Annotated in this window: 14 protein-coding genes; 5 read left to right on the plus strand and 9 right to left on the minus strand. The window is 45.1% G+C overall.

Features of this window, described 5'->3' with window-relative positions:
* Positions 1–168 precede the first annotated feature (168 nt).
* From AC2TDN_RS22645 to AC2TDN_RS22655, 3 genes are all read left to right on the plus strand, one after another.
* Positions 169–465: a hypothetical protein gene (locus AC2TDN_RS22645; protein WP_482067901.1), complete on the plus strand. Its 297-nt coding sequence runs from the start codon at positions 169–171 to the stop codon at positions 463–465.
* A gap of 266 nt (positions 466–731) precedes the next feature.
* Positions 732–1,106, plus strand: coding sequence for a hypothetical protein (locus AC2TDN_RS22650; protein WP_482067902.1), 375 nt, complete (start codon positions 732–734; stop codon positions 1,104–1,106).
* A 231-nt stretch (positions 1,107–1,337) separates the two neighbouring features.
* The gene (locus tag AC2TDN_RS22655; RefSeq protein WP_482067903.1) at positions 1,338–1,877 is read left to right on the plus strand and encodes a DinB family protein; all 540 of its coding nucleotides are present in this window, start codon (positions 1,338–1,340) and stop codon (positions 1,875–1,877) included.
* A gap of 114 nt (positions 1,878–1,991) precedes the next feature.
* Here the strand turns inward: AC2TDN_RS22655 and AC2TDN_RS22660 are convergent, their stop codons facing one another.
* Positions 1,992–2,381: a hypothetical protein gene (locus tag AC2TDN_RS22660; RefSeq protein ID WP_482067904.1), complete on the minus strand. Its 390-nt coding sequence runs from the start codon at positions 2,379–2,381 to the stop codon at positions 1,992–1,994.
* A 352-nt stretch (positions 2,382–2,733) separates the two neighbouring features.
* On the opposite strand from AC2TDN_RS22660, the gene AC2TDN_RS22665 reads away from it, so the two are divergent.
* Positions 2,734–4,386: a hypothetical protein gene (locus AC2TDN_RS22665; RefSeq protein ID WP_484690256.1), complete on the plus strand. Its 1,653-nt coding sequence runs from the start codon at positions 2,734–2,736 to the stop codon at positions 4,384–4,386.
* A complete protein-coding gene (locus AC2TDN_RS22670) occupies positions 4,386–5,150 on the plus strand; it encodes an ABC transporter ATP-binding protein (protein ID WP_482067906.1) in 765 nt (254 codons plus the stop codon). Before AC2TDN_RS22665 ends, AC2TDN_RS22670 begins: the two co-directional genes overlap by 1 nt.
* Here AC2TDN_RS22670 and AC2TDN_RS22675 read toward each other — a convergent pair.
* The 8 genes from AC2TDN_RS22675 to AC2TDN_RS22710 all read right to left on the minus strand — a co-directional run bounded on the left by AC2TDN_RS22675 (position 5,147) and on the right by AC2TDN_RS22710 (position 12,151).
* Entirely contained in the window at positions 5,147–5,818 is a 672-nt protein-coding gene (locus tag AC2TDN_RS22675) for a polysaccharide deacetylase family protein (protein WP_484690257.1), read from the minus strand. The genes AC2TDN_RS22670 and AC2TDN_RS22675 overlap by 4 nt on opposite strands.
* Positions 5,819–5,991: 173 nt before the next feature.
* Positions 5,992–6,171 carry a hypothetical protein gene (locus AC2TDN_RS22680; protein ID WP_482068016.1) on the minus strand — a complete coding sequence of 60 codons (180 nt, stop codon included), beginning with the start codon at positions 6,169–6,171 and terminating at the stop codon, positions 5,992–5,994.
* Between the two features lie 201 nt (positions 6,172–6,372).
* Positions 6,373–7,572, minus strand: coding sequence for a Ger(x)C family spore germination protein (locus AC2TDN_RS22685; RefSeq protein ID WP_484690258.1), 1,200 nt, complete (start codon positions 7,570–7,572; stop codon positions 6,373–6,375).
* Complete coding sequence (locus tag AC2TDN_RS22690) at positions 7,565–9,046, minus strand: spore germination protein (RefSeq protein ID WP_484690259.1); 1,482 nt, start codon at positions 9,044–9,046, stop codon at positions 7,565–7,567. Before AC2TDN_RS22690 ends, AC2TDN_RS22685 begins: the two co-directional genes overlap by 8 nt.
* On the minus strand, positions 9,006–10,139 hold the full coding sequence (locus AC2TDN_RS22695; RefSeq protein ID WP_484690260.1) for a GerAB/ArcD/ProY family transporter: 1,134 nt from the start codon (positions 10,137–10,139) through the stop codon (positions 9,006–9,008). The genes AC2TDN_RS22690 and AC2TDN_RS22695 overlap by 41 nt, the downstream gene beginning before the upstream one ends.
* Positions 10,136–10,399 (minus strand): hypothetical protein, encoded by a 264-nt coding sequence (locus AC2TDN_RS22700; RefSeq protein ID WP_484690261.1) that lies wholly within the window; start codon positions 10,397–10,399, stop codon positions 10,136–10,138. The genes AC2TDN_RS22695 and AC2TDN_RS22700 overlap by 4 nt, the downstream gene beginning before the upstream one ends.
* A 150-nt stretch (positions 10,400–10,549) precedes the next feature.
* Complete coding sequence (locus AC2TDN_RS22705; RefSeq protein WP_053373130.1) at positions 10,550–10,780, minus strand: hypothetical protein; 231 nt, start codon at positions 10,778–10,780, stop codon at positions 10,550–10,552.
* A 111-nt stretch (positions 10,781–10,891) separates the two neighbouring features.
* Positions 10,892–12,151, minus strand: coding sequence for an ATP-binding protein (locus AC2TDN_RS22710; protein WP_482067912.1), 1,260 nt, complete (start codon positions 12,149–12,151; stop codon positions 10,892–10,894).
* Positions 12,152–12,262: the final 111 nt, after the last annotated feature.

Here is a 12,262-nt window from a genome sequence, read left to right on the forward strand (position 1 = left end):
TCACTAACTGCTCGAAGCTGCGTTGTCCAAGGACTGCTCAGCTTTTTTTCTATTTTGCTATCGATAGACATTCATGAAGCTTTCACAAAGTACATACTTCCGCGCGGCTTGCAGAGCTTAATATAATAATAACAACACTTTACGTTATGAATCCGAGGAGGAATAGGCGTGAAAAGAGAATATACCGTCCATTTCAAAATTATTCACGGCACGGAAACGAAGATGCTTACCGGGCTCATCTACTTAGAAGAAAATACGCAGCCTACGATTCAGGATTATGAGGCATGTCTGAAGCAGTGCGGCCATGATGTGCATATCGAGAATAGCGAGCAGTTTATTTTCCGCTCCAACAACCCCGCCGACGATTATCTTATTGATGTATTGGAAAATTACAAGAAGAACGATAAGGATTTGCATGCCGACCATCTCGCTCAAAGCTTCGTGAAAAGAACCCCCTTCCTCTAACACGACATGTCATTTTATAGGTATTTGGTCTTCAAGAAGGCTGTTTCAGGTCAAATGACCATACGAAACAGTCTTTTTGTTTTGAACAGAATAGACTTTTGTCCTTTTTCACAGTTGCTTTAGTACCTATTCAATTATAAGACCTTGGAAATATTTCCAAGTGGTGCTTGTTATGCTATGCTTTTCATAGTATTAGATAAGATATTAGATAAGCCATAACATTTTAAGAAGCAACGCCCATCTTGATCTATGAAAGTTGGTGCTTCGTGAGTACTGGTGAAAACATATCCCTGGTTGTCGTCATCCTAATTTCATTTCCGCTTTGCCTGCTCGCCTTCATGGTCATCAGGCAATCATTCCAAGATAACCTTGAAGTCAAACATATTTTGAAGAACGGCATTCCATTCGATGCCACTGTAAGCTCCATTCGGCAAACCAATACGGAAATTAACGGGTATCCCGAGGTTTTTATTGGTTTAACGATACCAAGAGAGCATGCGGAGCCTTACCGCGCTATCGTTAAGACAGTCATTGATATGGTGAACAATCCACAGTATCAGCCTGGCCACAAAGTAAAGGTCAAGGTTCTGGAGACGAATGGAAGAATTAAGGTCGCCTTGGAAGGCGTGCAAGTGCTATAGCATGCGATACAACGAGAAAAGACCACCATATTCATAAGGCATAACCATTTGCTTATATAAAACCTTAAAGACGACTTTCAACTCAGCCATAATTGAAGTCGTCTTTTTGATTTCTCGCCGTATAAATTCTTCATTTCGGCTCTACAACCCTGACATAATGTTGTCAGCGTTACCATAGTAAGATGAATTCATAAGTAAAATACATAAATACAAAAACCGGAGGTAATAAAAATGACACATCACACGGTGAGATTTTACGACTTTCATGTATGGGCAAATCAAATTATTTTTAATCGATTAAAGGAGCTTCCTCGCCATCTATACAATCAAGAAATTCAAAGCGTGTTCTCTTCGGTCTCGAAGGTCATGGCCCATATATACAAAGTTGATTGCGGTTGGCTGGACATCCTAATGGGTAAAAGCATGAATGAAGCTATGGAAGCTTCTATTCAAATCCAAGAGGATGCGGAGGCTTGCAGCCTTGAGGAGCTGGAAGTGAAGTACAACGAATTGTCTGTCAAATTCAAAACGCTTATTAGCGAGCATGAGGATCTGGAGAAAGAGGTTGTCTTGGATAATCCTTACGCCGGAATTTTGAACACCAGATATTCCGAATTTATTATACAGGTTGTGAATCATGGAACGTACCACCGCGGCAATCTGTCTGCTATGCTGCGTCAAATGGGCTATTCCTCGGTTATGACGGAATATGGACTGTTTATGTACCAGGATGAAGCAAACCCCAGCTTTCCCGCAGCTCCCTCCATTTAGAACAAAGGACGTCTTATACGCCAAGCTTCGATTCAGTCAAGTGAATACAAATAAAGCCGACCTCGCCCGAGGTCGGCTCATGTGCTGCTGTCTGTACACGATATGGACTGCTCTCTATTTTTTAGTGAATCTCCGAATGAGAAAGACGCCCTCAATGATCAAGCCTATAACAAAGCCTGCCGCCACCGCTTCAAGGAAGACAAGGAAGCTGACCAGATCCTCCCAGCCCGTCATATTTCGCGAATATACAGCCATTAATATGAGACCGAGCAGCAAGCCAAGGTTAGAGATCAGCCATAGCCGCCTCGCCCCAAGCCAGCCAGTAAAGCTGAATAAAAAGGACAGTATAATAGCTAGCACCATAAATCGAAAAGCATGCATACCGGTAAATGGCTGACCTAATAGGAGAAAGCGAATAATCCACAATAAAATACTGACTAGCAAGGAAGATGCTCCGGCTAACAGCCACCACCCACTGCTTCTTTCCGCGGGAATCCAGCTCATCTGAGGTAACCCCTCTCCTATAAAAAACGTTCTTGCTTATTAAACGTATAAAGCGCTTACTTTGTTTCGGTCAGATCAAAGAAGAGTGCGTGTACTCTGAATACAAAATAGAAAACCAGCTGTAACCGCTTCTCCTGAGATCCCAAATTAATAGGTAACGATAGTGGTTTTACATACAAAATATTCATATTATATCAGTAGTTTACTGGAACTTACTGTAATATAATGAGGCTGGAAAAGAAATATGAAATACAGAATTTATACGAAGCTATATTCTTAAGCAGCTTGGACAGGATGCGTCATTCAAGATTATCGCTGCTTACTATACTTTTTAGTCAGGATGAGGTAAAGAATGAGGGAATTATTAACGATGCTTCACCTCCAGCACCTGCTTTACTTCCGCTGGTTTGTATGCCAATTCAGCGTATCAGCTCGGTTCAATACTTATCACATTGTATGTTTATTCATTGGCGCGCCAACTCTTGTCGTTTTATTATCCTATTATTTGTTCCACGCGCTCTTCCTGTTAAGCAGAGCAGGAGGTCTTGTTCCGGAATGGGACCACATTAGCATTGCCTTCTCGTTTATCTACCTGTTCCTCGGAGTGACGTTCGCTTGCGGAACTTATCAAGAGACCTATATTCGAGCCTTCCACTCCAAGGATTGGGCGTTTATTAGCGTTCATCACGGCCGTATTACGATCATGCAGCTAGCTAAGCTGATAGACGTCTTTCCCTGGCAGTTCCTTTTCTCTCTCGTGCCAGTTGTACTAGGAGCATCCATATCTTTCAATCAAATATTCGCTAATTCAATCCCAGTAGGCTGGTATACATTTGGATTGTTTGCTTTAGCAGCTGGGGCATTAGCCCTTCGAACCATCGTACTGCTGCTGAATTACTTGTATTACAACCCTAGCCGTAAGCGTTCCCTCGGCTCCGAGCTAGCATTCTTCCTTGCAAAGTCACTGTTCGTTTCCTCCGTGTGTTATATGATCGTGAAGTGGACGGTGAAGAGAGATATTTCCTCCTTGTTTCCGTTTGAGATGAACAGTATGACAGGGTGGCTTGGACTCATAAAGACAATGGCCATTCCGACCAACTGGTTGTTATATAAAGGCGAGATTATCTTCTTCCTTGTAGTCCTCATCTTGTGGATGCTCGTCTGGCTGCTATTAGCGAAGAATGAGGGCAAATTACTAGCCTTGCAAACGAATCTGCCGGAAGGGCTTCGGAGGTCTCGAGGACGTCTTGCCGCCATCTTTAGCGGCAGCAATCGAGTTCGCAATCTCGTGCTCAAAGATCTTATTCTCCTCTCACGCGACAGCTACCGAGTCATCCCTCAGTTAAAGGCCTTTATCATGGTTCTCATGGCACTCGGCGGAATTGGACTTGCAGTACGCGAATTAGGATGGATAGAGTACTCCGCCTTCTCTTTCTCAGCTCTATTCGCTGCTCAGTTATTCCTAGCATCATTCGCCAGCGATCTTGTGGCCAGGGTAACAAGCGTAGATGCGGAAGGCATGATGATGTCCGTGCTGCTCGCTCACTTGCGTAAGCCTCATGCCATAATTATCTCCAAACTGGTGCTTCATCTCTCCCTGATTACCGGTCTAGTCTTGTTCTCGACTCTCATACTCGCAGCCGTTATGGATATTACACCTGCAATGTTCGGCGTAAGTTTAATCAGTATGCTGCTGATTAATGTAATATCCAGCCTAGGCACAGTGGTCTCAACTGCTATGTTCCCCAGATTCGACTGGGAGGATGAATCTCGAATTAACACCTCCGAGAAAGCGGGATTGTTGGAGTCATTGCTGACTCGAACTTTCGAGCTCTTCAACATCACGATTATCGGAACGAGCGGAGCCCTATTGTTTGGCAAACGACTTGATGAAAGTATGTTTTTCTTGGTTTCTCTGCTGGGACTTGTGCTAACTTGTACCTTATGGAGCGCCACAGCGGCATGGCTGCTCAGAAGAACTTGGTGGAAGGAGTGGAAGCTATAATGCCAGCTATTCAAGTAAGCAATATTTCATTTCAATATAAAGGGACCAAGCAGCCTGCCGTTGAACAAGTTGCATTCGAGGTGGGGCAAGGAGAGATTGTTGGCCTTCTTGGCCATAATGGTGCAGGCAAGACAACAGTGCTGAAATGCATAACAGGACTCATGCAGCCATCTGAAGGATCAATAACTATAGCTCCTGTTGAAAACAAGGGCACATCTAGGAAAAACTCGGGTTGTGACAGTGGGAAATTAGGCTATGTTCCTTCTGATTATTATCTCTATCCCTTGCTAACTGTGGAGGAGATGATTCGCTTTACTGCCAGCTTGCATCGACTTGACGACCGAATCGTGCAAGAGAGGATGAACGCTCTGCTGAACGCCTTCCAACTGAACGATAAGCGGAATGAGTTTATTAAGACCCTTTCCAATGGGATGAAACAGAAGGTCGCGCTCATTACCGGAGTCATCCATTATCCTCCCGCATTAATATTGGATGAGCCAATGACAGGCTACGATGCAGTCGCAACTAAAGGGACTAAATCTTTTCTTACCCGGTATGCCAATGATCAGAAGGCAGGCGTGCTGTTGTCCTCCCATCGACTCGACGTTGTTGAGGATATTTGCCATCGCATAGTTGTTATCGATCACGGAAGAACCATTTTCAACGGTCAAATTACTGAACTCAAAAGGCTTGCGAATGACTCAAAAACACTGGAAGAAGCTCTGCTGCAGATGTCTTCCGAATCGGAGGAGTCTTCGTGTTAAATCAATTGTACATTCAGGCTCATTTCCTTCGGCAGCCTAAAGGCCACACCCCTCGCAAGCAGCTTATCTACGAGCGCCTTGAAAGGCCCCGCCGAGATCCAGTCATGGATCATAATGATCTCACTTCCGTTAGAGGCTTGTGAATCGCTCGATTCGCATAGAGCGCCGTCCGATCCCAAATCAAAAGTATCCAGCGTGCAAGAAACATGGATTCCCGGCTTCAGGCTCGCCTCGCTTGGCGCAGCGCATTGAATATTTTCAAAGGATGGGTGCTGGTAACCGAGCTGCTCCAACAGCTGCTCTATCGCTGCAAAATGCTCATCCTTCGTCTCATCCTGCACATACGGATATCGAAATACTTTTGACGGCCTCTCAACCTCTGCCTCCGCATATAACCGTTCTATTATTCTATCGGATCGCTCCAGCTGTCCTCTCACATCCAATAAGCTGATTGCAGAGAAGTCAGCACAATCGTAGCCGCGGCTGCCAATCACATGTCCCGTCTTAATCGCATGCTTAGCCTCTTCCCAAAACCTCTCCAGCGCTTCGCCGGCACAAAACCAAATCGCCCGTATTCCTTTTCCGTTCAAATACTCGACCTTCTCCATAAAATCTTCGGCAGGACCGTCATCCATCGTGAGGTACGCCGCTCTATCAACCGCCAACATAGCAAGAAACCTCCGTTTATCTATTTCTGCCAAAACACATCATCTATGTATTATACCTTATATTGCTCGCGAAGTTGATTTTGCTTATTATCCATATAAATGAAAAGGGCTGCTTCACAAGGCTATAGCCTTGCAAAACAACCCCTTCCATGGCCTTTATTCCTGCTTATCCATCACGGGTGCTTTCGAACCGCGTTCAATTCGCTCTCGTTCTGATGCCATTCTTTAATCATATTTTGATAAAAATTGCTTTCCTGCGCGCTTAATCCTTGCTTGTTGTCTTTAATGACTAAATTGCCAATATTCCGCTTCAAAATAATGCTCCGACGTCCTAACATGTCCATGTAAGTCAAGTAAAATCACCCTCCAGCTTATGTTTTCCAATCGGTCTATATAAGTATAACGAATGCTAAACCTATTGGAAAACCGCATCAGGCTGCGCTATATCTAATAATCCCGTCTAAGGAGGAATGAGCGGAAACTACTGCCAGCTATTCGAAAACATCCTGCCATATCCTCCTTTTAACGTCCCTATCTCTTCCAGATCATGTGAGCTAAGGCCCAATTCCCTCGTTTCTGATATGGTTCGTCTTCAATTCGGAGCGACGAATCCGAATATTGACTTTAACCGTTACTGGTGTGCTCGCGAATACTTCATTCCATCTTCCGGCGAGCGGAGCGAATTGCGCATAATGCATACGATACATGTGCTCTCCGAAGCCGAATACATCCAAGCCGAACCTCTTCTGTATGCTTCGAATCGCTTCGCTCATTTGCTGCTCCAAATAATCCGAGCCCAGCTTCTCCAGCAACTCGTAGCCCGAAATCTTCGTGATATCGATCGATTCGTCAATGCTTGAAACCGCGCCGTCTGCCTCCAGCTTAACCTGAAGCTTCACTTTCCCCTCATCCACGAAAGCTTTGATATCAGAATCAATATGACGAAGGCGGATAGACACATCATGCTTACGATACGGAATGGCAAGGATCGTCGTCTTAACCTGATTGCTCGCCATCATCACCATTCTGCTTTCCTCGACAGAAATGAAGCCCTTTAGCTTGTCCTCTGAGAAGATGCCCGCTCCGGTTATGACGATGGATGCCTTCGGCGAAACCATCTTAATGCTTTCTATTTTATCGGCACCCTTCATGGAGCCCTTAAGCGAGATTGAACCAAGTATCAGCTCTCTTCCTTCGGCCAAAAAGGCTCCCGAGGCATCGTATAGCCGGCTTTGGGGAACACCTCCCCTTGAGGAACGGTAGCTCTTTATTTGAGAGACAATTTTGGAGGAGGCTTGCAAGTTCCTAGGATAAAGAACCTTGTAAATTTGGGAGGCGTGAACGCCTTCCGAGAGTAAGACTAAGACATCCTCCCGAATAAATCTCGTGCGCTGCAGCGGGTCCAATAAATGCTGAATCCCCTGGCGAGCCAACCGTTCATCGATGATAATAACGTCAATATGGGAGATAAGCAGGCTGCGATCCAAGCTTTCGTTGAACCGAACCAAAAGATCGGGCAGCGAATTCCCTTCCAAGGATTGCACGATGGACGGCGTTGTTTCCTTGCTCTCTTCCGGCCGTTTAGGAATCATCGTCTCCACGGTGAGCCGCAGCTTGCCATGTTTTCCGGGCTCCAAGGCAATCCCTGTAATAAGGGATGTTTTATTCAGCTCCGTACTGTCCCAGCAGCCTGCGATAGAAAGCGAGGCGGCTGACATACATACGGCAAGAAGAAGTCCAGCTGCTTTATTCACGGCTCTCCCCTCCAATCCTCTCATCGGGCAAGGGTGTCTGAAAGATCAAGATCGCATCCTTCTGATTGCTGGCCCGAAACGGGGCGAGCGGAGACAGATAAGCAACGCCGAAGGATTGTATTCTAACCAAATGGACCAACAGGAAGACAGCCCCCAAAATAACGCCATAGAGCCCCAGCAGCCCAGCTAGAAAAATAAATCCAAACCGCAAAAGGCGAACGTTGGTGCCGAAGGTGTAAATAGGAGCAGCGAAGCCGGAGATAGCGGTCAACGACACCACGATGACGTTGATGCTCGATACGATTCCCGCTTGAACGGCTGCCTCGCCGAGCACTAAGGCTCCTACGATGGATATCGTTTGCCCGACGACCCGAGGCATACGCGTTCCTGCCTCGCGCAGGATTTCAAACGTAATTTCCATTAATAAGATTTCGATAACGGCCGGGAAAGGGATGCCCTCCCGCTGCGCCACTATGCTTGTCAGCAGCACCGTTGGTATCAATTCTGCATGAAAGGTCGTTACCGCTATATAGATGGCAGGAACGAACAGCGAGAAGAAGAAAGCTAAGTACCGCAATAGCCTCGTAAAGGTACCGAAAGCAAACCACTGATAATGGTCCTCCGGCGACTTGAAAAAATCGTTCATAACCGCAGGAACAACCAGCACAAACGGGCTGCCGTTCACAATAATAGCGGCCTTCGCCTCCAGGATGGAAGAACAAACCGCATCCGGCCGCTCGGTGCTGGATACAGTCGGGAACAAAGAGAAGCTTCTTGGTCTAAGAAGCTCCTCTAAATTGCCGGAATCCATCACGCTCGTCATTTGACTCATTTGCAGCCTTTTCCTGATCTTATCCAGCACCTTGGAGTCGACTCCTCCCTCCAAGTAGGCTATGTACACGGCAGTACGCGATTTTGCGCCTACTGCATATTTTTCAAAGCGCAGCTTCTCATTGATCAAACGCCTGCGGATTAAGCTCATATTCGTTTCCGCGGATTCGGTAAAGCCATCCTTTGGCCCTCTTACGACGCCCTGTGAAGTAGGCTCAGCGACCGTTCGGTTATCCATCTTCTTCACGTCTAACATAAGTATCGAAGACGCTCCATCTATCGCTAAGCCGGCATAACCGGCAACCAGCTTATGCGCAAGCTCCTTTAGATCGTTTATCAGCTCACAGGACAACCCTGCGTAATACTGCTCCATCAAACCTTCCAGCATCGCCTCGGTGGTGTTAACCTCTTCACTTGCATTCATATGCGATAGCGGCCTTACGATATTATCCATAATAAAAGGGACGCTCGTCATCGTCTCCAAATAGCAGAGCAGCCCGCTCGTTTCTCCGACACGAACCGCCACAACGGCAAGGTCGTCCGTACTCCCGAAAATATCCGTTACATAGGAGCGAACTTGATCGATCGACTGGATAGACTGACTATCCATCTGACTTTGTGAAGGTTGGTTTGATCGGTTCACTCGCATTGCCTCCCTTTTGTTTAGATCGAATCCAAATCAAAGCTCCCGTAAGGAGCGGAAGCACAAACTGAAACGGAATGTGCAGGAAATAGATCACAAAATGAAGCCCTTCCTCCGAATGCTCAGCAAAGTTTTTCGTGACGATGATTGACATTGCTCCAATCAACATGGCGAGCGGATAGATATAATTCCTGCTTGACCTCCGAAATACGAAAGACAACCCTTTGGCGCCTGCATATAAAAAAACGGTGCATTTTAAAAAAACGCCGAAAATAGTGATCAAGGCAACAAGAGCATCCATGCGGTTTATAAAATCCAATACATTAATGAGCCTTGCCGCATCCAGCAGCGGAAAAGTCGAATACTTCTCGTACTCCATTCCCATCGACCATATTTGCAGCAAATCAGAGAAGGCTAACATAATGCCTGCGCTTATAACCGCCCTCACTCCAGCCTTGCGAAATAAGCTTTTCCCGCCCATCCGCGGACACAAAACGAGAAACACGATCAGTTCCCCATAAGGAAACCACAAGGAGCTTTCGAAGCTAGTCTTGATAACGGGGACGATTCCTTTGGACAAAAAAGGAAGCATTTTTTGCACGTCTAGCGACCCGCTCAAGAGCAAAAGAGCAGCTATTGCAATAAAAAACAAAAAAATCAGTCCAATAATAACTTCCGATAACCTTCCTAATGCCAGCGTGCCTCCATACGTTGCATAAGCGATTGCGAGTACAAACAGCACGACAACGATCTCCTGTGGCGTTATGCGCAATAGCGTGGTCATGACTAATTCCAGCATATCCCTAACATTCCGTGCTGCAATATATAGAAAATAAATGGTGTAGCACAGTACAAACGCTTTTCCAAGTATGCTGCCCCAAGCTGCAACCAAGAGGGCGTACAGCCCTTTCGGCGACTCTGAAGAAACCATAGTCGTATAGAACAGAAACAATAAGAGCGCTGGAACGATGGTAATGACTTGAACCAGCCATACATCCGGCACCAGCTTTGGAGTCCCAAAGAGGATTGACGTGCCTAATAGTAAAACAAGCATGAGGCTATAGCTTTGAAACATAGTCATTTTATTGGTCATCGCTTATTCCTATCGCGGTGCTGCTCGCCTCTTATTCGCTGCGAATGCTGCGTGCCTTTAGAACGTTTATGGCTTCGCCAATCTTGAATTAGGGCAAGGATAAAAGCACCTATTACGATCAAATAGGTTTGCCAGCTATTATAAGCCAGAGACTGCTTATGGAACGCAAGTCCAAAGGATTCGCGATATACGCCCATGTCAAGAAGAGCAAGAAGCAGCGAAGCCAAGATAGCCGCAGCTGCTACGCCTATAGTCGTCATCTTGAACAACCCCATTCCCCATGCATGTATGTACCATTCCTATAGTTCACAAAATCGATGGTAATTATGTACAAAATTGCAGCATGCCTCGCGTTTTATGAAACAACAAAAAACCACAACCTCAGCGGAGGTTGTGGCTGATCGTACATATTAGGCTTTTCCTAGGATCTCATCTATTTCGCTTTTCAGTAATAGATATCTGTGGACGCTGCGATTAATCGCAACCTTCGTCAGGTTATGCTTAAGCACATACACCTTCATCTGGTCCTTTGTAAGGCCCAAGAGATCACCGGCCTCGGTTACGGTCAATACAACCTGCTTGCTGGTCGCATTAAACGTCTTTTTAACCTTTTGATCCCAGTCTTCAAATACTACCTGCATATTTCCGACTCCTTTACCATAGTCAATGATTTTTATTGACTGCACCTCTTAATTATAGCACGAACGGCGCGATAATCTTAGCAGGATGAAAATTTTATCAAAAAAAAGATTTCAATTCGCTTTCGGGAAGCTGAGATAAAACTCCGTACCTATTCCCAGCTCGCTCTTAATATCGATTTTTCCGTTCATCTTCTTAATAATGCTAAAGGAAACCATCGTTCCAAGGCCTGTTCCCTTCTCCTTAGTGGAGTAATAAGGCGTGCCAAGCCTCTTCATTTGCTCCGGCGCCATTCCGCTCCCATTATCGCTTAATATGATAAGGGCATGATCATTGCGAATGTCCGTTTTAAGCTCTAATAAACCGCCGCCCTGCATGGCTTCGATCGCATTTTTACCAATATTGATGAGTGCCTGACGGAACTTATATCGATCTCCTTGTATGTGAAAATCATGCTCTTCTGTTGTATCGACATCAATTTGAATATTGTGGTAGTTCGCATAGGTCATAAGTACATTCGATAAGTAATGAATTTCTTCATTGATATTGATCGCTTCGACGACCTCAGGATCAGGCTTGGCGAGCGAGAGGTAATCCGCAATAATCAGCTCCGCACGGTCTAGTTCCTCGAAGCATATTTTTCTATAGGTTTCCTTCTTTTCATTTTCGAGATTAGCTGTAGCAAATAAATGAATAAACCCTCTAATGGTGGTAAGCGGGTTTCGAATTTCATGCGCCACGGATGCGGCCATGTCACCGACAATTTTCATTTTCTCGCTCCTGACCATCTCCTCCTGCATCAGAAAAAATTGATCCTGAATATGGATGATATATGCGCAAATCCCCGCAATTATAGCTTGGAGCACATATGTTTGCAAGGTAGCCGTTGGCTTTATAAACAGCATCTCCATTTGCCCTGTTAATAAATGATACGTCGAAAAGGTTAACAGCTTAATGAGCGAGCAATACAAGATGACCACAGCTATCTTCCGAACGATTGGTAATGAACGAAAGCGTTTGTACAGGAAAAGATAAACGACAAAGCTTGGGATTATTGAGATGACATACACCCATTCATTTGGGCTGTGAAGAAAATTGCGATACAGCATGAGCACCACATACAAAAATATCGATACATGCAGTCCGCCATAAAGTGCGCCGATTGCGAGTGGAATCGACCTGAAATCATAGATTAAGCCATTTAAATTAATGGGAAAAGACATCGTCATCATAATGGCGAGCGAAAAGAGGATGCTCACGAAAAAACGATAAAGAAGCACGTTGCTCTTGGTTTTATGGATATACGGGTATAAAGCTAGCGGGGAGCATATGATAAATATGTTCAATACAAAATCTTTAAAATAACCTAGCATAAGTACCCCCATGCCCATCAACTTTTCATAAAAATTACTTTTTTAGAAATTACTTTTTTCTTAATATATCATAAAGTAAAGAGAAATTGGATATTAAAAATAATTATACCG

The sequence above is a fragment of the Paenibacillus sp. Y660 genome, from assembly GCF_057221575.1.